The 19,031-nt window shown below is 72.3% G+C and carries 16 protein-coding genes; 9 read left to right on the forward strand and 7 right to left on the reverse strand.

The window, feature by feature from the left end; all coding sequences use genetic code 11:
* Positions 1–109: 109 nt before the first annotated feature.
* Both AB0F10_RS34580 and AB0F10_RS34585 read right to left on the reverse strand, forming a co-directional pair.
* Positions 110–1,657: an arabinogalactan endo-1,4-beta-galactosidase gene (locus tag AB0F10_RS34580; RefSeq protein ID WP_360634964.1), complete on the reverse strand. Its 1,548-nt coding sequence runs from the start codon at positions 1,655–1,657 to the stop codon at positions 110–112.
* An 8-nt stretch (positions 1,658–1,665) separates the two neighbouring features.
* Positions 1,666–3,645, reverse strand: a complete 1,980-nt coding sequence (locus tag AB0F10_RS34585) for a beta-galactosidase (protein ID WP_360634967.1) — start codon at positions 3,643–3,645, stop codon at positions 1,666–1,668.
* Positions 3,646–3,793: 148 nt separating this feature from the next.
* Between AB0F10_RS34585 and AB0F10_RS34590 the strand changes: the two genes are divergently transcribed.
* Genes AB0F10_RS34590 through AB0F10_RS34605 form a run of 4 tightly spaced genes read left to right on the forward strand, consistent with a single transcriptional unit; the run spans position 3,794 to position 8,016 of the window.
* The gene (locus AB0F10_RS34590) at positions 3,794–5,110 is read left to right on the forward strand and encodes an extracellular solute-binding protein (RefSeq protein ID WP_360634970.1); all 1,317 of its coding nucleotides are present in this window, start codon (positions 3,794–3,796) and stop codon (positions 5,108–5,110) included.
* Between the two features lie 11 nt (positions 5,111–5,121).
* Positions 5,122–6,057 carry a sugar ABC transporter permease gene (locus tag AB0F10_RS34595; protein WP_360634973.1) on the forward strand — a complete coding sequence of 312 codons (936 nt, stop codon included), beginning with the start codon at positions 5,122–5,124 and terminating at the stop codon, positions 6,055–6,057.
* A complete protein-coding gene (locus AB0F10_RS34600; RefSeq protein WP_360634976.1) occupies positions 6,054–6,953 on the forward strand; it encodes a carbohydrate ABC transporter permease in 900 nt (299 codons plus the stop codon). The genes AB0F10_RS34595 and AB0F10_RS34600 overlap by 4 nt, the downstream gene beginning before the upstream one ends.
* A gap of 49 nt (positions 6,954–7,002) precedes the next feature.
* Positions 7,003–8,016, forward strand: coding sequence for a LacI family DNA-binding transcriptional regulator (locus tag AB0F10_RS34605; RefSeq protein ID WP_360634979.1), 1,014 nt, complete (start codon positions 7,003–7,005; stop codon positions 8,014–8,016).
* A gap of 76 nt (positions 8,017–8,092) precedes the next feature.
* Here the strand turns inward: AB0F10_RS34605 and AB0F10_RS34610 are convergent, their stop codons facing one another.
* Positions 8,093–9,253 (reverse strand): SPFH domain-containing protein, encoded by a 1,161-nt coding sequence (locus AB0F10_RS34610; protein ID WP_360634982.1) that lies wholly within the window; start codon positions 9,251–9,253, stop codon positions 8,093–8,095.
* Positions 9,254–9,255: 2 nt separating this feature from the next.
* Positions 9,256–9,471 carry a hypothetical protein gene (locus AB0F10_RS34615; RefSeq protein WP_360634985.1) on the reverse strand — a complete coding sequence of 72 codons (216 nt, stop codon included), beginning with the start codon at positions 9,469–9,471 and terminating at the stop codon, positions 9,256–9,258.
* Between the two features lie 195 nt (positions 9,472–9,666).
* On the opposite strand from AB0F10_RS34615, the gene AB0F10_RS34620 reads away from it, so the two are divergent.
* The 3 genes from AB0F10_RS34620 (at position 9,667) to AB0F10_RS34630 (ending at position 13,065) form a co-directional block, all read left to right on the forward strand.
* On the forward strand, positions 9,667–10,620 hold the full coding sequence (locus AB0F10_RS34620; RefSeq protein WP_360634988.1) for a calcium/sodium antiporter: 954 nt from the start codon (positions 9,667–9,669) through the stop codon (positions 10,618–10,620).
* A gap of 117 nt (positions 10,621–10,737) precedes the next feature.
* Positions 10,738–12,027 carry a vanadium-dependent haloperoxidase gene (locus tag AB0F10_RS34625; RefSeq protein WP_360634991.1) on the forward strand — a complete coding sequence of 430 codons (1,290 nt, stop codon included), beginning with the start codon at positions 10,738–10,740 and terminating at the stop codon, positions 12,025–12,027.
* Positions 12,028–12,246: 219 nt separating this feature from the next.
* Positions 12,247–13,065 carry an inositol monophosphatase gene (locus tag AB0F10_RS34630; RefSeq protein ID WP_360634994.1) on the forward strand — a complete coding sequence of 273 codons (819 nt, stop codon included), beginning with the start codon at positions 12,247–12,249 and terminating at the stop codon, positions 13,063–13,065.
* Here the strand turns inward: AB0F10_RS34630 and AB0F10_RS34635 are convergent.
* Positions 13,062–13,685 carry a phosphoribosyltransferase family protein gene (locus AB0F10_RS34635; RefSeq protein WP_360634997.1) on the reverse strand — a complete coding sequence of 208 codons (624 nt, stop codon included), beginning with the start codon at positions 13,683–13,685 and terminating at the stop codon, positions 13,062–13,064. The genes AB0F10_RS34630 and AB0F10_RS34635 overlap by 4 nt on opposite strands.
* A gap of 342 nt (positions 13,686–14,027) precedes the next feature.
* Here AB0F10_RS34635 and AB0F10_RS34640 point away from each other — a divergent pair, with 342 nt between their 5' ends.
* Complete coding sequence (locus AB0F10_RS34640; protein WP_360635000.1) at positions 14,028–14,231, forward strand: hypothetical protein; 204 nt, start codon at positions 14,028–14,030, stop codon at positions 14,229–14,231.
* The gene (locus AB0F10_RS34645; protein ID WP_360635003.1) at positions 14,198–16,936 is read left to right on the forward strand and encodes an AAA family ATPase; all 2,739 of its coding nucleotides are present in this window, start codon (positions 14,198–14,200) and stop codon (positions 16,934–16,936) included. Before AB0F10_RS34640 ends, AB0F10_RS34645 begins: the two co-directional genes overlap by 34 nt.
* 129 nt (positions 16,937–17,065) lie before the next feature.
* Here AB0F10_RS34645 and AB0F10_RS34650 read toward each other — a convergent pair whose 3' ends face one another.
* Together AB0F10_RS34650 and AB0F10_RS34655 are read right to left on the reverse strand one after the other, a co-directional pair.
* Positions 17,066–18,172 (reverse strand): serine hydrolase domain-containing protein, encoded by a 1,107-nt coding sequence (locus AB0F10_RS34650; RefSeq protein ID WP_360635006.1) that lies wholly within the window; start codon positions 18,170–18,172, stop codon positions 17,066–17,068.
* 48 nt (positions 18,173–18,220) lie between these two features.
* The gene (locus tag AB0F10_RS34655; protein ID WP_360635009.1) at positions 18,221–18,907 is read right to left on the reverse strand and encodes a hypothetical protein; all 687 of its coding nucleotides are present in this window, start codon (positions 18,905–18,907) and stop codon (positions 18,221–18,223) included.
* Between the last annotated feature and the right edge of the window lie 124 nt (positions 18,908–19,031).

Below are 19,031 nucleotides of genomic sequence, written 5' to 3' on the forward strand. Positions count from 1 at the left end.
GGTCGAGACCGGCATGGGCGCTCGGGACCCGCCCCCCGTCATTATCGATCGGTGGACCTGCCCCGGGGGGGGGGCGCCTCCCCGGGGGGAGGCGCCGCCCCGCGGTCGTCTAGAAGCGCCGGAAGACGGCCAGGCCGGGCAGGGCGCGGCCGCGGTAGTCGAACAGCGCCTGGTTCTCCCAGCCGTCACCCGACGACGGATCGGCCGGGTCCCAGCCGGCGCCCTCGGCCGCGGTCCACGTCGGCTCCCAGTAGAAGGCGCCCAGCGCGCCCGGCACCCCCGCGACCACCGTCAGCAGGTCCCGCAGCGCGTCCGCCTGGCCGCGCGGCGTCGCCGGGTAGCCGCCCGCCTGCGCCAGCGAGGCGTTGAAGATGTTCGTCTCGTGGTCGTTCTCCGCGGTCGTGAAGCCGTACGCGGTCTCCGCGACCATGACCGGCTTTCCGTACCGGGTGGACAGGTTCATCAGGTTGGCCTGCAGCGCGCCGAGCGACCCGTGCCAGTAGACGTAGTGCGACACCGCGATCACGTCGAACGGCACCCCGCGCGAAGTCGCCTGGTCGAACCACCACTGGTGCCCGCCGAGGTTGCCGCCCTCGGCGAGGTGCAGCACCACCTTGGTGCCCGGCGACGCCGCGTGCACCGCGTTGCTGCCCGAGGTGAGCAGGGCGGCGAGCCCGTCCCAGTTGTCCCAGCGGCCGTCCGGCCAGAGCAGGCCACCGTTGATCTCGTTGCCGATCTGGGCCATCGCCGCCGGGGTGCCCTGCGCGCGCAGGTCGCGCAGCACCGCGTAGGTGTGGTCGTAGACCGCCTTCGACAGGTCGTCGAAGCTCAGTGCCGCCCACGCGGCCGGCTTGTTCTGCTTGCCGGGGTCGGCCCAGGCGTCCGAGTAGTGGAAGTCGATGAGCAGCCGCTGTCCGGCGGCGTGGGCCCGGCGGGCCTTTTCGAGGACGTCCGCGGGGTTGTTGTAGCCGTCGGCCGGGTCGACCCACACCTTCAGCCGGATGTAGCCGACGTTGTTCGCCGCCAGCAGCTGGAACGGGTCCGCGCGCCGGCCGGACGCGCTGCGGTACACCGCGCCGTGGTCCTCGTTCTTGGTCACGTGCGACACGTCGGCGCCGGTGATCTCGAGGGGGGTGCCGGGCCGCGTGGTGGACGGCGCGAGCGCGACGTCGTCGAAGTTGGTCCACTGCCCGGCCGCCGCCTGCGAGTGCAGCACGATCGTGCAGCGCCCGCCGGTCACCCGGGCCGTCACCGCGAGCCGCACCCACTCGGCGCCGGTGCGGGGGATCGCGGCCCGTTGCTCGGCCGGGCCGCAGTCGCGCAACGACACGTACGCGTCGCTCTGATTGCCGTCGGAGCGCACCCGCAGGCTGAGCGTGTAGCTGCCCCGGTGCAGGCCGGTGACCCGCTGGCTGGTCTCCACCCGGTACGCGGCGTCCGAGTGGTGGGTGAGCTGGTAGGCGCCGGTGTAACCGCCGGCCTCGGTGAAGCTCGCGGCGCGCGAGCCGCTCTCGGACCAGCCGGCGGGAGCCTGGGCGGCGCCCGCCTCGAATCCGGGGTTGCGCACGGCGCCGGCGGCGGCGGCGTGCGCGGGCGGTGTCACGAAGAGGAAGGCCACCGCGGCCGCGGCGGCGAGGACGGGGGGTGTGCGAAGCATGCTCGCTCCTATCGGGGGTTCTCTCTCAGGACCCGGACCTCTCCGGCGGGCACTTCGAGGCCGTCGGCCACCCGCTCGCCGGTCAGCAGTTCGACGCCGTGTCCGGGCAGGACGGCGCCGGTCTCCCCGTGGTTGATGGCGATGACGTATTCGGTGGTGCCGGTGCGGCGCCGGACCATCTCGAGCTGCTCGGGCAGCTCCGGGGCGGCCGGCAGCCCGGCCGCCTCGGCGACCGTGGCCAGCAGCGCCGCGGTCCCCGCGGGGTCCAGCCGGGTGGAGACGTAGAAGGCCCGGCCGTGCCGGGTGATCGCGGGCAGGCCGGCGGCCGGTCCGTCCGCGTAGGACGCGACGGCCGTCGCGCCCCGCAGCTCCAGACGTTCGGTCCAGGTGTCCGCGACCCGGCCGTCGTCCAGCCGTACGCTCTCGGCGGCCCGCAACGGCGCGAACTCCTCGACGGCGAGGCCGAGCAGGTCGCCGAGCGCGCCGGGGTGCCCGCCGGCGTGCACCGCGTCGTGCGTGTCGACGATCCCGGAGAAGTACGAGACCAGCAGCGTCCCGCCCCCGGCGACGTAGCGCCGCAGGTTGTCGGCCGCGGCCGGGCTCAACAGGTAACTGCTCGGCGCGACCACCAGCGGGTAGGCGCCCAGGTCCGCCTCGGGGTGCGCGAAGTCGACGGTCCGGTGCGCGCGCCACAGCGACTCGTAGAACGCCTCCTGCCGGTCCCGGAACGCCAGCGCCGCCGGGCGCCACGGCAGCTCGAGCGCCCACCAGGACTCCCAGTCCCACAGCAGCGCCACGTCGGCGGCGACCCGGCTGTCGCGAAGCTCGCCCAGGGCGCCGAGCGATTCGCCGAGCGACACCACGTCGCGCCAGGTCCGGCTCGCGGTGCCGCCGTGCGGCAGCATCGCCGAGTGGAACTTCTCCGCGCCGTACCGCGAGGCGCGCCACTGGAAGAACAGGATGCCGTCGGCGCCGCGGGCCAGGTGCTGGAGGCTGTTGCGGCGCATCTCGCCCGGGGCCTTGGCGAGGTTGCGGGGCTGCCAGTTGACCCCGCCGGTGGAGTGCTCCATGAGCAGCCACGGCCGGCCGTGCGCCACCGAGCGGCTCAGGTCGGCACACATGGCCAGCTCGATGTGGTTGTCCGGCCGCTCGGCCTGCAGGTAGTGGTCGTTGGAGACGACGTCGACCTCGCGGCTCCACTTCCAGTAGTCGATGTTCTTGCAGTTGGCCAGCATGAAGTTGGTGGTCACCGGCACGCCGGGGCAGAGGCGGTGCAGGATGTCGCGCTCGCGGCGGAAGCCGGCCAGGTGCGCGTCCGAGGAGAAGCGGAAGAAGTCCAGCTCCTGGGCGGGGTTGACGGTCGTCGGCGCGATGATCGGCGGCTCGATCTCGTCCCAGTCGCCGTAGCGCTGGCTCCAGAACGCGGTGCCCCACGCGTCGTTGAGCTTGCCCAGGTCGCCGTAGTGGTCCCGGAGCCAGTTGCGGAACGCCGCGGCCGAGGTCTCGCAGTAGCAGTACGCGTTGGCGCCGCCGTACTCGTTGTGTGAGTGCCAGAGCACCAGGGCCGGGTGGTCGGCGTAGCGCCGGGCCAGCTGCTCGGTGATCCCGGCCGACGCCGCCGCGTACGCCGGTGAGCTGGGGCAGAACGACTGCCGCGCGCTGCCGCCGAGCCGCAGGCCCTCGCGGGTGACCGGCGCGGCCTCCGGGTGCCGGCGCAGGAACCACGGCGGCGGTGCGGCGGTCGGTGTCGCGAGGTCGACCGAGATCCCGCCGTCGTGCAGCAGGTCGAGGCTGCGGTCCAGCCAGCCGAACTCGTACTCGCCGGGTGCGGGCTCGAGCAGCGCCCAGGCGAAGATCCCGAGGCTGACGAGGTTGACGCCGGCCTCGCGCATCAGCGAGACGTCCTCGGTCCAGAGGGCCTCGGGCCACTGCTCAGGGTTGTAGTCCCCGCCGTAGGCGATCCGGTCCATCCGCGGGATGAGCGGCATGTACGGCTCCAAACTGTGAGCGCTCCCAACTTCGTACCGGCATGATTGCACACCCTTTACCTGCTCAGTGTGCGAGTCAAGGAACTCTTGACACCCCGTACATGGGCGACCAGGCTGTGAGCGCTCACAGCCATAGAAAAAGAGAGGCATGACGATGAGAGCCAAGTTCGGCGCGACGCTGCTCGCGGTGGTGCTGGCCGCCGGCCTGAGCGCCGCCTGCACCAGCAGCGATACTCCTGACGAGGACCAGCCCGCGCAGCCCGGCGGCAAGGTCGAGCTTTCCTTCTGGTCATGGGCGCCGAACATCGACAAGACCGTCGACGCCTGGAACGCGGCGAACCCCGACATCCACGTCACGCTCAGCAAGCAGGCCGGCGGCGGCGACATCGTCACGAAGTTGCTGACCTCGGCCAAGGCCGGCAACCCGCCGGACCTCGCCCAGGTCGAGTACCAGGCGCTGCCGACCCTGGTCAGCAACGACGTGCTCGCCGACATCGCCAAGGACGCCGCGCCCGCCAAGGCGAAGTTCGCCGAGGGCGTCTGGCAGCAGGTCACCCTCGGCACCGAGTCGGTGTACGCGATCCCCCAGGACTCCGGCCCGATGATGCTGTACTACCGCGCCGACCTCTTCGACAAGTTCGGCCTCACCGTGCCGAAGACCTGGGACGAGTTCGCGCAGACCGCCCGTACGGTAAGGCAGAAGGACCCGAAGAAGTTCCTGACCACCTTCTCGGCCAACGACCCGGGCTGGTTCACCGGCCTGGCGCAGCAGGCCGGCGCCGCCTGGTGGGGCATCAACGGCGAGTCCTGGAAGGTCAGCGTCAACGACGCCGCGACCAGGAAGGTCGCCGACTACTGGGGCGGGCTGGTCGCCGAGGGCGCGATCGACGGCAAGCCGATGTACACCCCCGCCTGGAACAAGGCGCTCAACGACGGCACGCTCATCGCCTGGCCGAGCGCGATCTGGGCGCCCGGCGTGCTCGAGGGCAACGCGCCCGCGACCAAGGGCAAGTGGGCGATGGCGCCGATGCCGCAGTGGGCCGCCGGCGAGAACAAGACCGGAAGCTGGGGCGGCTCGTCCACCGGCGTCACCGCCGCCAGCAAGAACAAGGCCGCCGCGGTGAAGTTCGCGACCTGGATGAACACCGACCCGGCCGCCACCGACCTGCTCATCAAACAGAGCGCCATCTACCCGGCCGCCCGCGACGCGCAGGCCAGCCCGCTGCTGCAGGCGCCGCCGGCCTTCTTCGCCCAGCAGAAGGACTTCTACACCGAGGCCAAGGCGATCGCGGACACCGCGGTCGGCTTCACCTGGGGCCCGAACGTCAACGTCGCCTACGACACCTACAAGGACGCCTTCGGCAAGGCGATCACCAAGAAGACGCCGTTCTCCGGCGCCGTCGACAGCATGCAGTCGGCCACGGTGGCCGACATGCAGAAGAACGGCTTCACGGTCACCAGCTGAGAGGACCCGCAATGTCATCGGCCGACACCGGCCGGTCGCGGCGAGGTGCGGCATCCCGCCGGGTGCCGTACCTCTTCCTCGCTCCGGCCATCGTGCTCTTCACGCTCTTCGTGGTGCTGCCCATCGGGTACGCGATCTATCTGAGCCTGCGCAAGGTCAAGGTCAGCGGCCTCGGCCTGGGCCGCAACTCCCGCAAGGAGATCTTTGCCGGGCTGGAGAACTACCGAGACGCCCTGTCCGACCCCGAGCTCTGGAGCAGCGCCGGCCGGGTTCTCGCGTACGGCGCGATCCTGCTGCCGATCATGCTGGGACTCGCGCTGCTCTTCGCGCTGCTCCTGGACCGCCCGCGGGTCGCGCTCGCGCGCTTCTCCCGCCTCGCGATCTTCCTCCCGTACGCGGTACCGGGCGTCATCGCCAGCATGCTCTGGGGTTTCCTCTACCTGCCGGCGGTGAGTCCCTTCGCGAGCGTCGCCGAGTGGCTGGGCCTGCCCGCGCCCGACCCGCTGACCGGCAACTCGGTGATCTTCGCGATCGTCAACATCGCGGTCTGGGGTGGCGTCGGCTTCAACATGATCGTGCTGTTCACCTCGCTGCGCGCCATACCGGGCGAGGTGTACGAGTCGGCCCGGCTGGACGGCTGCACCGAGCTCCAGCTGGCCGTCCGGATCAAGATCCCGCTGCTGCTGCCGTCGCTGATCATGACGACCGTCTTCTCGCTGATCGCCACGCTGCAGGTGTTCACCGAACCGCTGACCGTGCGCTCGCTGACCAACTCCATCTCGTCCACCTGGACCCCGCTCATGAAGATCTACAGCGACGCGTTCGCGCAGAACGACATCTACTCGGCCGCCGCCACCTCGGTGGTGATCGCCGGGGTCACCCTGGTGATCTCCTTCGGCTTCCTGCGCCTGGTGCAGCGGCAGGCGTTCGGGAGTGAGAACCGATGACGACGCTGGCCTCCTCCGTCTCCGCGGCGCCGGACCTCGACCCCGGGGCGCCGCGCCGCCGGGTGCCCGGCCGGACCGCCTGGCTGCCCACCGCGGTCCTGTTCCTCGGGGCGATCTACTGCCTGCTCCCGGTGGCCTGGGTGCTCGCGGCGTCCACCAAGAGCGGCTCGTCGCTGTTCACCACGTTCACGTTCGCGCCCGGCGGCGACCTGCTCGACAACCTGGCCGAGCTGTCGAGCGGCGGCGACGGCATCTACTGGCGGTGGCTCGCCAACAGCCTGCTGTACGCCGGCGTCGGCGGCATGCTTTCGGCGCTGGTCTCCGGGCTCTCCGGCTACACCCTCGCCAAGTTCCGGTTCCCCGGGCGCAGCACCATCTTCAACGTCCTGCTCGCCGGCGTGCTGGTGCCCGGCGTGACCCTGGCGATCCCTCAGTACCTGCTGCTCGCCAAGGTCGGGCTCACCGACACCTACTGGTCGGTGCTGCTGCCGAGCATCATCAGCCCGTACGGGATCTATCTGGCCCGGATCTACGCGGCCGCGGCGGTGCCGGACACGGTGATCGAGGCCGCCCGCACCGACGGCGCCGGCGAGTTCCGCATCTTCGGCCAGGTCGCCCTGCCGATGATGCTGCCCGGTCTGGTCACGGTGTTCCTGTTCCAGTTCGTGGCGATCTGGAACAACTTCCTGCTGCCCTTCGTGATGATCTCCTCCGACGGCCGGTTCCCGGTCACCGTCGGCCTGTTCACCCTGCTCAACCAGGGCCAGACGGTGCCGGCGCTGTACAGCGTCGTGGTCACCGGGGTGCTGGTGTCGATCCTGCCGCTGATCGCGCTGTTCCTGCTCCTGCAGCGGTACTGGCGCCTCGACCTGGTGTCCGGGGCGGTGAAGGGCTGATGGGTGCACCCGACTGCGCTGGGTCGCGGCTGGGCAGGACAATGGCACCGTGACCGAGCCCAGCCGCCTCCGCTCCCGCCCGACCATGGACGACGTCGCCGCGATGGCCGGCGTCTCCCGCGGCACGGTCTCCCGGGTGCTCAACGGCGGCCACAACGTGAGCCGGCAGGCGCTCGCGGCCGTCGAGCGGGCGATCAGCAAGACCGGCTACGTGGTCAACCAGCACGCCCGCAGCCTGGTCACCCAGCGCTCCGGCTCGGTCGCCTTCATCCTCTCCGAGCCGCAGGACAAGCTCTTCGAGGATCCGAACTTCAACAACCTGCTGCGCGGCTGCACCCAGGTGCTGGCCGAGCACGACATCACGCTGCTGCTGACGGTGGCCGCCACCGCCGAGGACCGGCAGCGGATCGGCCGCTGGGTCACCGCCGGGCACGTCGACGGCGCGCTGCTGGTCTCCAACCATCTCGGCAGCCCGCTGATCGCCGAGCTCAAGGAGCGCGGGCTGCCGTTCGTCGTCTGTGGCCGCCCGCTGGGCCAGGAGCGCGACGTCACCTACGTGGCCTCCGACGACCGCGACGGTGCCCGGCAGATGACTGAATACCTGCGCTCGACCGGGCGGCGCCGGATCGCCATCATCACCGGCCCGCTGGACACGCCGGGCGGCGTCGACCGGCTGGCCGGCTACCGGGAGATCGCCGGCGCCGGCGACCCCTACCTGGTCGCCACCGGGGACTACACGCAGGCGTCCGGCGAGGCGGCGATGACCCGGCTGCTGAGCCAGGCGCCGGACCTGGACGCCGTCTTCGTCTGCTCCGACCTGATGGCGGCGGGGGCGATCACGGCGCTGCAGCGCGCCGGCCGGCGGGTGCCGGACGACGTCGCCGTCGGCGGCTTCGACGACAACCGGATCGCCACCACGACCACCCCGCTGCTGACCACGATCCGGCAGCCGTGGGCCCGGCAGAGCGCGGAGATGGTCCGGCTGCTGCTGGCCCACATCGACGGCGCCGAACACGCGGCGGTCATCCTGCCGACGGACCTGGTCGTCCGCGACTCCGCCTGAGCCGGCCGCCGTCCGGTCACCCGGGCCATGGGGAGCGGCACGCTCCCCATGGCCACGAACCGACCCCGGGCGGCGATCAGGCGGAGGGCCGCACCGGACTCGCGCTGCCGTTGAGCGCGCTCACGTCGGTGCCGGGCGCCTCGGTGCCGGGCACGGTCGTCCGCAGGCCGGTGCGGATCGTGTCGAGCATCGCCACGCCCTGCGCGGCCAGCGAGGCGACCACACTGTTGAGCCCCTCGGCGCCGTCGAGCACGGTGACGTTGGCGCCCTGCAGGCCCTGCGCCGCGGCCCGCAGCATCTCGGGCAGCTGCTGGATGACCATCTGGTCCAGGGCGATCCGGTCCTGCGCGGCGGCCGCCTCGGCGGACATCTTGGTGGCGTCCGCCTGGGCCCGGGCCAGCGCCCGGATCCGCTCCGCCTCCGCCTCGGCCGGGCGGACCACCTCGGCGATCAGCTCGGCCTGGCGCAGCTCGGCGTTCTTCTGCGCCACGACCGACCGCTCGACCAGCACGTCCTGCTGGGCGCGGGCGGCGGCGAGCGGCCCCGCCTGCGCGGCGGTCTGCTGGGCCTGATCGATCTCGGCCTGGTACTGCGCCCGGGCGATCGCCGTCTGCCTGGCGTACTCGGCCTGGTGGCGCTGGCTCTCCTGCTGGGCCATCGCACTGGCCTGGTCGGCCACCGCCTGTGCGACGTTGGCCTCCTGGTTGACCCGGGCCTGGTGCGGCGCCGCCAGCGCCCGGATGTAGCCGACGCCCTTGTCGTCGATGCTGCTGATCTGCAGCGAGTCGACGGCCAGCCCGATCCGGGCCATCTCGGTCTTGCTGGCGTCGACGATCGCGTCCGCGAGCGTCTGCTGCTCGCGGATGATCGACTCGACGGTCATGCTGCCGATGATGCTGCGCAGGTGACCGCTGAAGATCCGGCCGACCAGTGTGGACATCTGGCTCTGGTCGCCCTGGAAGCGGCGGGCGGCGGCGGCGATCGACTCGTGGTCGTCGCCGACCTTGAACGCGATGACGGCCTGCACCGCGAGGGTCAGGCCCTGCTTGGTGTAACAGTCCTCGATCACCTCGGCCTCCTGCATGGCCAGCGTCAGCCGGGTGGCCTTGGAGAACACCGGCATGACGTAGACGCCGTGCCCTGTGACGATCTTGAACGGCAACGCGTCCGTCCCACGCTGCTTCCGACCGCTGATCAGAAGCGCCTCGTTGGGGGCGGGCACCCGATAACCGAACACGTTTACAGCCCTTCTTCGCCGCCGCCGGCACCATCGCCCTGCGGCACAGTGGGCCATGGCTCGACGTCGATCTGGCGCGTGCCACGGTTGTTGATGACGAGTACCTCCGTGCCGACCGGCAGGGCCGCCGCGGCGTACGCCAGGTAATAGTGCGCGATGCCCTCCACTACCAATCGCACCTCTCCGGGGCGCTCTCCGCCGCGAATGCTGTGGATCACGGTGCCGACCCTGCCGACAACTGTTTGACTCGCCACGCCTGCATTGTGCGCCTCGCATGCGACAACCGGCGCGCGGCGTACCGGGCCGGCCCGGCGGCAGTGGCCGATCGGCCTTGCGTCTGACCGATATGGTGATCGCGGTGTGCCGGGAAGCCTGGTCGGCGTCGTATTTCGCCGTCGGCAGGGGAGCGCATCATGGTCGTCGACATCCTGCTCGCCGGGGCCGGTCTCGCCCTGCTGACCTGGGCCGCGGATCACCTGGTCGTCGGATCGTCGCGGCTGGCCGGCCGGCTGAGGATCAGCCCGGTGGTGGTCGGCGTCGTCGTGATCGGGCTCGGCACCTCGACGCCGGAGTTCCTGGTGTCCGGGCTCGCCGCGGCTCGCGGCGAGACGGGGCTGGCGGTGGGCAACATCGTCGGCTCCAACATCCTGAACCTGAGCCTTCTCCTCGGTGTCGCGGCGGTTATCGCCCCGGTCCCGGTCGCCGCGTCGGTGATCCGGCGGGAGGTCCCGCTCGCCGTGGCCGGCGTACTGCTGTTCGCCCTGCTGGTCCTCGCGGGCCTCGACGCCCGCAGCGCCGTCGTGCTCGCCGTGGCCTGCGCCGCGGCGCTGTGGCTGCTGATCCGGTGGGCACGATCCGGCCGGCCGGATCAGGGGCTGACCGTGGAGGCGGGCGGCCCCGGCGGCGATCGGCCAGCGCCCGGACGGTGGTGGGCCGAGCCGGTCCGCGCGCTGCTCGGCCTGGCCGGCGTGCTGCTGGGCGCCCAACTGCTGGTCGTCTCCGCCTCCTCGGTCGCGGCCGCGCTCGGGGTGTCACCGGTCGTCATCGGCTTCACGCTGGTGGCGATCGGCACCTCGCTGCCCGAACTCGTCACGACGGTGCAGGCGCAGCGGCGGGGCGAGTCGGACCTGGTGATCGGGAACCTGTTCGGAAGCAACCTGTTCAACAGCCTGGCCGGCGGCGCGGTGATCGGCTTCGCGGACGGCGGCACTGCGGCTCGCGGCGGCCCCGCCCTGGTCGCGGTCATGGTGCTGGGAGCGCTGCTGGCCGGGGCGCTGATCTTCGGCGGCCGCAGCCTGACCCGGCGGCACGGTGTCCTGCTCGGCCTGGCCTACCTGGCGACCGTCCCGCTGCTGCTGTCCGCCTGACGGGAGGTGCCGGGTGAGCCGCGCCGGCCGGCGCAGTCGCATTGGCTACACAGCGACGGGGTTGAACCCGGCGAGGGGCAGAGTGCGGACTGGGGTTCCGCGGAGGAGGCGAAGGTCATGAGGAAGCGGATGCTCGCCATCGCACTGGCCGGCCTGGTCGTCGTCGGTGCCGCCCCGCCCGCGTCGGCGCGGTCCGCGCGGGTGGATCTCGACAGCGTACGAGGCTGGAACGAACTGGCCCTGACCGCGGTGCGTGCCAACCGGTCCACGGACGCCGACGCCGCTCGCCTGTACGCCATGGTGAACGTGGCGATGTACGACGCGGTCAACGGCCTCGCGGGCAGGCACGGCCGGACGCCGGCGCTGGTTCCCGGGCCAGGCCCGCGCGGCGCCGACGAGCAGGCGGCCACCGTGGCGGCGGCCGCCGCCGGGCTGGTGGCGCTGGACCCGGCGCGCGCGGCCGGCTACGACGCGCGCCTCGCCGCCGACCTGGCCCGCCTGCCCGACGCGGGCGCGGCGGCGAGCGGGGCGGGCTGGGGCCGGCGGGTCGGTGAGTCGGTGGTCGCCAACCGTGCCGGCGACGGCTCCACCCCGGTCGAGAGTCAGCCCGCCGGTGCCGGGCCGGGCGTTTTCCGCGCCGCCTGGTCCGGCGCGCAGTACCGCAACGTCCGGCCGTTCGCGGTCACGGACCCCGTGCGGTTCCTGCCCGGGCCGCCGCCCGCACTCGGCAGCGTGCCGTACGCGGCCGCCTTCGCCGAGGTGGCGGTGCTCGGCAACGCCGCGCTGCCGGCGCCCGACCTGCTCGACACGTACCAGTTCTGGTCGCTGCCGGCCGGCTCGAGCCAGCCGCCGGGAGAGTGGCTGCGGATCGCGCTGTCCGTGGCGCACGACCGGCGGCTTCCCCTTGCCGAGCAGGTCCGGCTCACCGCGCTGCTCACCATGGCGCTGGCCGACACCACGGTGGTGACGGTGGCCACCAAGTACACGTACCGGCACTGGCGGCCGACCACCGCGATCCGTGAGGCGGACAACGACGGCAACCCGGTCACCGCGCCCGACCCCGCCTGGACGGCCCGCGCCGGCAGCGTCGGCGGCACGCCCGAGTACGTCTCCGGCCACAGCTCGTACAGCGGCGCGGGAGCCGCGATGCTGGCGGGCTTCTTCTGCGACGACGCGATCCCGTTCACCCATGCCACCGACTCGGCGCCGGGCGGTGCGGCCCGCAGCTACCCGGGCTTCGCGGCGGCCGCGGCCGAGGCGGGCCGCTCCCGGGTGTACGGCGGGCAGCACTTCGAGTTCAGCAACCAGGCCGGCCTGAGCCTGGGCCGCGGCGTAAGCGTCGAGGTTCTCGCCACGAAACTGCTACGCCGTGACGGCGGCGCACACTTCGGCACCTGCCCCCGTTGATCGGCCCATCCCGCGACGTCGATCATGTCGTCCGCGGCGTCGCCGCCGCACTGCTGTTCCGGCCTCCGATACCGACGCGGCGGCCATTGACGCACAGTTCCTGCTGTGCCGCCGGAACCTGCCGGAATCCATATTGCAGAGGCGCGCCTCAAACACGGTTTCGCCGGCGCCGTGTCCTCGGAAACGCCCGAATTCTCACCTGTGCGCTATCCTCTGTGGATGTCTCTCCCTCGGTCGAATGCGCCCGCCGATTTCCACGCAATAGCGGTCGACGCCGCGATTGCCGGAGCGGAGGCAATACGCAAGCTGCGCGGCGGGGCACCCTTGGATACCGTCCGGCTCGGCGTCTCGGACAAGGGCGGCGTGGAGGATTTCGTGACGGCCGCCGATTTCGCCGCCGAGGAGGCCGTCGTCGCGGTCATCCGCCGGGCTCGACCGGACGACCGGATCATCGCCGAGGAATCGGGTCTCCACGACGGCTCGAGCGACGTGGAATGGTATGTGGATCCGCTCGACGGCACCGCCAACTTCATCGCCGACAAGCCGGCCTACGCGGTCAGCGTCGCCGCCTGCCGGCAGGACCGCACGATCGCCTCGGCCGTTTATCGCCCGGCGGATCGGCGCTGGCTGGCGACCGCCCCGGAGGGGAGTCTGCAGGGAAACCTGGCACCCGGGGCCAACGACCGGGACTCGTTGTCGAGTGCGACGATCTCCCTGAGCCGACCACACGAACCGGGCCGCTACCGGGAGGCCATGCTCCTGCTCGAGGCGCTGCTGCCGACGGTGGCGGCGGAGCGCCGGGTGGGCTCGGCGGCCTGCGCACTTCTCGAGGTCGCCACCGGCCGGCTCGACGCCTACGTCTCGGTGGACATACCGCGATGGGACACCGCTGCCGGGCATCTTCTGGTGGAACGCGCCGAGGGGTGCGTGCGGACCGTTCGCCTCGGGTCCGGCACGCCCGTGTGCATCGCCGCCGGGCCCAGCCTCGCCCGGTTGCTGGAGCGGGAGGTGACCAGGCAATTCCCGCCGACGTCCTAAGTGTGCTGGGCGTCGCCGCCGTTACGCTCCCTGGGCAGATCGTGGGTCCAGTTCTCGTTCATCCACGGCATGCCGACGAGGAGCTTGGCCGTGTCGTAGCGACCCTTTTTCCCGGTGTCCCGGCCGACGAAGTCGGGATGCACGACCGCGTTACGGCGGGAGTACAGTGCGGCGGTCCTGACCTCGACCGACGGTGCGTTTCGTGCTATCCATTCCGAGGCCGCGCGCAAAGCCTCGCCGGTGTCATTGGTGCACGTCACCAGAACGATTCGCTTGAATTCGGACAGGTTCGACGGACCGCTGGTGATCACGGTCGTCCGGACGCCATCGATGCCGCGTTTCAACTCGATCGCAAAGACCAGTGGCGCCTGGATGGTCAACCCGTCGAGAAGGCCGGCCAATACGCCACCCACGATCGCGCCGCTACGACTGATCGCCACCACGGCCTCGGGGTGGAATGTCGAGTCCGCCTTCATCCTCTTCACCAAGCGGTCAAGATCACGCATGATCAGCCGGAACGGCATCCGCCGTCCGCGCGGAACATATCGAAGGTAAAAGGCGACTATCAGGGTGGCGACCAGACTGGACAGAACGCCGACCAGAAAGTTTTCCGCATCCATTGTCGTGATCTCCGACGTCGTTGTCGAGGACTGGCTCCCGATGACTGGATACGATACTCAACAGCCGCCACGGCCAGAACCGTGGCCCCGGACACTCGTGACCGGAAACAATTCCCGAAGAATTCTCGATTGAGTCGCGGTGAGCCGGAGGGCCACGGTCGCGTCGCTGTGCGCCCCGGCGGCGGGCTCGGGTGGCGGCGGCGAAGCCGTCTAGGTATGCCTAGGCCGCCTCAGGCCCCGGCTAAACCCCGCTGACCAGCGAAGATAGGTAGGTGCTTCCGATGTGGTGGCTCCACCGCCGACCGAGGATTGACCCATCACCGGTTGACGAGGAGACAAGCCATGATGATGCACCCGGACGTGTTGAGTGTGCTGGCGAACGCCCGCCACCGCGAGCTGATCGCCGAGGCCGACCAGCGGCGCCTGCTCAATCTGGCCCGCAAGGCACGCGTGGCCCGCCGGGCCGGTAAGGCTTCGCCCGCCCGCGAGAGGCTCCCCGGTACCCTGGCGTCGTGCGAGCCGGCCGGGGTGGTGCCAGCCCGATGATGATCGGGCGCGAGGGCGAGCTGCGCCGGCTGGCGCGGCTCGCCTCGGCGCGTGAGCCGGCGGTCGCGATCATCGGGGGCGAGCCGGGCATCGGAAAGACCCGGCTGGTGCACGAGCTGCTGGCGACCCTGCCGGCGGAGACCGTGACGTTGGTCGGCCAGGCGGAACCCGGCTCGCTGTCCCGGCCCTACGAGGTGCTCCTTGACGCCATCGGCGGCCGGCCGGAGGCCGACGAGGAGCAGCTGGCGGCGCTCGCGGACCCGCGGCGCAGCCCGGTCGAGCGGCTGCACATCGGCCTCGCCGTCCTGGCCGACCTGATCGGCGACGCGCCCGCGGTCATCGTCTTCGAGGATCTGCACTGGGCCGACTCGGAGAGCGCGACGCTGTTCGAGCGGATCGCCGACCAGCGCGGGCCGCGCCTGCTCATCGGGACGTACCGGCCGGACGAGGTGACCCGCCGGCAGCCGGTGGCCGGCCTGCTGGCCAGGATGGAACGCCGGCACGCCGTCACACACGTACGCCTGGACCGCCTCGCCCCCGCGCAGACCGCGGCGCTGATGGCGGCGGTCACCGGCGCGCCGGCGCCGCTGCGCGCCGCGACGGCGCTGCACCACCGCACCGGCGGCAACCCGTTCTTCCTGGAGGAGCTGCTGCGCGCCCTGCCGGGATACGACGTGGGGGCGCTGGTCGAGCAGCCGCTGCCGTGGAGCCTCGCCGAGCTGCTGCGCCGCCAGGTCGACGATCTCGACCCGGTCAGCCACCGCGTCGTCGAGGCGGCCACCGTGCTCGGCCACCGCATCCCGTTCGACCTGCTCGCCGACGTCGCCGGCGCGGGCGAGGACGAGCTCATCGTCGTGCTGCGCGACCTGGTCACGCGGGGTGTCCTGGTCGAGTCCGGCGAGGACGAGTTCGCGTTCCGGCACGCGCTGGTGCGCGAGGCGATCGCCGACCAGATGCTCGGCCGGCAGCGTCGCCGGCTGCACGAGGCGGCGCTGGAGGCGCTGCTGGGCGGCGGCTCCTCCGACCCGGCCATGGTGGCCCACCACGCCCGCGGCGCCGGCCGGTACGAGGACATGATCGCCGCGGCGCGCCGCGGCACCGCGCTCTACCTCGCCATCGGCTCGGCCTACCAGGCCCTGCAACTGGCAGAGATGGGCCTCGACGAGGTGCCCGACGACACCGGCCTGCTCGCCGCCGCGGCCCGCGCGGCGTGGCTGGCCGGCCTGCTCGACGACGCGCTGCGCTACGGCCGGCGCTGGCGGGACCTCGCCGACACCACGACCGACCGCGCCGAGTCGCTGTATCTCCTGGTCCGCCTCGCCTGGGAGTCCCGCGAGACCAATGAGATGTGCGCCCTGACGCACGCCATCGAAACCCTCATCGCGCAGCTTCCGCCGGGCGCCGGCCAGGCGCGGGCGATGACCGCCATCGCGCAGTCCGCGTACCTGCGCGACGACCTCGACGCGGCGCTGCTCTGGTCCGACCGGGCGCTGGCGCTGGCGGGCGAGTTCGACCTGCCGGCCATCCGGCTGGCCGCGCTGGTGGAGAAGGGCTCGGCGCTGACCGAGCGCCCGCACACCGCCGCCGACGGCCGGGAGATCCTGTCCGGCCTCGTCGACGAGGCCGAGAAGGCGGGGGAGTGGGTGCTGGCCGCCCGCGCCCTCAACGTCCTGGTGCACGGCGAGCCGCCCACCTCGCCGGCCGAGCACGCCGAGACCCTGGAACGGATGCGGGTCGACGCCGAACGGGCCGGCTTCGAGTCGCTCGCGGTGGCCACCTACTTTCAGGGCCGGGCCCGGCTGGCGTTGCGGGCCGGCGACCTGCGCGCGGCGATCGCGGCGCTGGAGGAGGGGCACGAGCAGGACCGCAACTACCGGCGCCGGGGCCGCTGGGCCGACTACCACGGCGTCTTCCTCACCGGGCTCTACCTGGAGGCGGGCTCGCTGGACCGGGCCGAGCGGCTCATCGCGGACCTGGCGGCGCTGCCCAACAACCCGCCGACGACGATTCCCGGCCTCGCCTTCCACGTCGCCTGCCGCCGCTCGGACCTGCCGCGCGCCGAGGCGAGCCTGGACGAGCTCATCGCGGCCCTGGCCGGGCAGCCGTGGCGCAGCGGCGAACAGGCACACGATCTGATCTCCGCCGCGCTGGAGATCGGCCTGCCCCCGCACCGGCTCGACCAGATGGCCGCCGCGCTGCTCGACGCCGAGGTGTGGGACGCCTACCGGACGCTTGTCGACGCCCAGCTCGCGGAGGCGCGCGGCCACCACGCCGAGGCGCTGGCCGGCTACCTGTCCATCGTCGAGGCACACATCCTGGGCCCGGCGACCCGCGGCACCGTGCGCGTCGGCGCCGCCCGCTGCCTGCTCGCGGGCGACCGGCGCGAGGCGGCGGCCGCCCAGCTCGAGGCGGCCGCACCCCTGCTGGCCGGGTGGGGCGGCTGGCGGGTGGCCCAGCTCGCCCAGGTCCGCGCCCAGCTGGGCCTGGCCCCGGCCGGCGCGCCACCGGGCGTCACCGGCCCGGCCGCGCTGACGCCCCGCGAGCGGGAGGTGGCGGTGCTGATCAGCGACGGGCTGACCAACACCGAGCTGGCCCGGCGCCTCTACATCTCACCGAAGACCGCGGCCGTGCACGTCTCGAACATCCTGCGGAAGCTGGGCGTCTCGTCCCGGACCGAGGTCGGCGACCTGGTCGGCCGCTGCTGACCGCCCTGGAGGCAGGGCCGGGTCAGCAGCTCGATCGCGTGCCCGCCGGGTCCTTGAAGGAGGCCGCGACCGCCGTGCCCGGTGTTGGTCTCGCCGGGCCGCTTCATCCGCGGGCCGGCCGCCGGGCCATCAGGCCGACGACGCCTCCCAGAACGCCATGGCGAGGCCGAAGGCGCGGAGGTCCCCGGTCGTCGTGCCGGTCATCCTGTTCATGGCGTAGGCGATGGTGGTCCGCGCGTCCAGGTCGATGATGGCCAGCGAGCCGCCGTAGCCGCCCCAGTACAGCGTGTTCGGGTGCGGCATGAGCCCCCGGTCCAGCGCGAATCCCAGCCCGAACCGGATCGGCACACCCAGGATCAGGTCGACGCCCTCGACCTGTGGTTCCAGCGCCCGCCGGCACCCGGCCTCGGACATGAAGCGCCGTCCCCCGGCCGTGCCGCCGTTCGCCAGGATCGCGTGGATCTCGGCGATGGCGCGCGCGTTGCCGATGCCGCCGACCGCGGGGATCTCCGCGCCGCGCCAGGCCCGGGTGCGGGTGATGTCGACATCCAGCTCGGGGTTGGCGGCCATGTTCGCCTGCAGTTCGGTGTCGCCCCCGGCACTTGCCGGCGGCGGGCCCGGGGGCGCGATCAGGTCGGCGACCCGGGCGTCGTCTCCCGCGGACAGGCCGATGTGGAAGTCCGCGCCCAGCGGCCCGGCGATCTCCTCGCGGAACACGGTGCCCAGCGACCGCCCGGTGATCCGCCGCACCACCTCGCCGACCAGGTATCCCTGTGTCATACCGTGGTAGCCCGACCTCGTCCCCGGCGCCCAGTACGGCTCCTGGGCGGCCAGCAGCGCGGTCGCCTTCTCCCAGTCGTACAGGTCGTATCTCGTCATCGGCGCGCGCCAGCCGGACAGCCCGGCCGAGTGGCTCATCAGCTGGGCGACCGTGACGGCCTCCTTGCCGCCCGCGGCGAACTCCGGCCAGTAGCGCGCCACCGGCGCGCCGAAGTCGAGCTCGCCGCGGTCCGCGACCAGCAGGGCGGTCAGCGCGGTCATCGTCTTGGTGGTGGAGTAGACCCCGACGATGGTGTCCTCGCGCCAGACTCTGCTGCGGCCCTCGTCGGCGAATCCGCCCCAGAGGTCGACGACCGTCTCGCCGTCGACGGTCACGCAGAACGAGGCGCCGACGTCCTCGCCGCTCGCCAGATTCTCGTCGAACGCCGCACGCACTTCCGCAAACCGTTCCGTCATCGGCCGATGATGGCGGACCGCCCGGCGTCCCGTCGATTCATTTGCGGCTCAACGCATCGCCGGGAAGTCCGCCCCGTCGTTGAGCCGGTCGATGAGGGCCGGGACGGCGCCTCGTCCGCCGTTGGCGTCCAGCCAGCGCTGGACCCGGCACGCGGCCCTCGAATACACCTGCGGGTCGGCGCCCGCCGCGGCGAGCCAGGCGGGCAGCGTCTGCGGCAGCGGACCGTCGAACGGGACACGGCAGTGCTCGCCCAGGTAGCGCGGGTCGTCGGAGACGACAACGGCGAGCCCCTCGTCGAACCACTGCGGCACCTCGCCGTCGAGCCGCCGGTGCAGCTCGACGTGGGCCACCTCGTGCGAGGCGATCACGGCGTCGAGCCCGTGGGGCGACAGCATGACGGCACGGTCGAGAACGGCGATGCCCTTCTCCCCGCCGCCCCCGATCCGGGAGTAGCAGCCGTCGGTGAAGCAGGCGACGAGGCGCGGATCGGACTCGCGGCCGCCGTAGAACGCCTCGACCCGCCGGCGCGCCTCGGCCGCGATGGTGGTGAGCTGATCGCGCTGGGCGGCGGTGAGGCCCCGTTCGCCGTAGAGGTTGTCGCCGACGCGCGTCAATCCGAAGCAGCGCGGGCAGGTCGTCGCCGCGACCGCCGGATAGGCCACGACGAGCCCGCCGGCCGCGAGCAGCAGCAGCACCACGATGCCGCCCAGTGTCCAACGCAGCCGTTTCCGCACCCGGCGATCGTAGAGCAGGTGGATCGGGCTTGGCTGGGCGTCGTGGGTGGCATTTTGCTTGCGGTGGACGGGTGGGGCCGGGGGTGCCCACGAACAGCGTAGAAACGAACCACCAGCAGTTCGT

It is taken from the genome of Actinoplanes sp. NPDC026623 (genome assembly GCF_040638275.1).
GTDB lineage: Bacteria > Actinomycetota > Actinomycetes > Mycobacteriales > Micromonosporaceae > Actinoplanes.

What these genes read in the sequence shown, in the direction of transcription:
- AB0F10_RS34580 (WP_360634964.1), bottom strand. Translation starts at nt 1,657, where the DNA reads ATGCTTCGCACACCCCCCGTCCTCGCCGCCGCGGCCGCGGTGGCCTTC.
- AB0F10_RS34585 (WP_360634967.1), bottom strand. Translation starts at nt 3,645, where the DNA reads ATGCCGCTCATCCCGCGGATGGACCGGATCGCCTACGGCGGGGACTAC.
- AB0F10_RS34590 (WP_360634970.1), top strand. Translation starts at nt 3,794, where the DNA reads ATGACGATGAGAGCCAAGTTCGGCGCGACGCTGCTCGCGGTGGTGCTG.
- AB0F10_RS34595 (WP_360634973.1), top strand. Translation starts at nt 5,122, where the DNA reads ATGTCATCGGCCGACACCGGCCGGTCGCGGCGAGGTGCGGCATCCCGC.
- AB0F10_RS34600 (WP_360634976.1), top strand. Translation starts at nt 6,054, where the DNA reads ATGACGACGCTGGCCTCCTCCGTCTCCGCGGCGCCGGACCTCGACCCC.
- AB0F10_RS34620 (WP_360634988.1), top strand. Translation starts at nt 9,667, where the DNA reads ATGGTCGTCGACATCCTGCTCGCCGGGGCCGGTCTCGCCCTGCTGACC.
- AB0F10_RS34625 (WP_360634991.1), top strand. Translation starts at nt 10,738, where the DNA reads ATGAGGAAGCGGATGCTCGCCATCGCACTGGCCGGCCTGGTCGTCGTC.
- AB0F10_RS34630 (WP_360634994.1), top strand. Translation starts at nt 12,247, where the DNA reads ATGTCTCTCCCTCGGTCGAATGCGCCCGCCGATTTCCACGCAATAGCG.
- AB0F10_RS34635 (WP_360634997.1), bottom strand. Translation starts at nt 13,685, where the DNA reads ATGGATGCGGAAAACTTTCTGGTCGGCGTTCTGTCCAGTCTGGTCGCC.
- AB0F10_RS34640 (WP_360635000.1), top strand. Translation starts at nt 14,028, where the DNA reads ATGATGATGCACCCGGACGTGTTGAGTGTGCTGGCGAACGCCCGCCAC.
- AB0F10_RS34650 (WP_360635006.1), bottom strand. Translation starts at nt 18,172, where the DNA reads ATGACGGAACGGTTTGCGGAAGTGCGTGCGGCGTTCGACGAGAATCTG.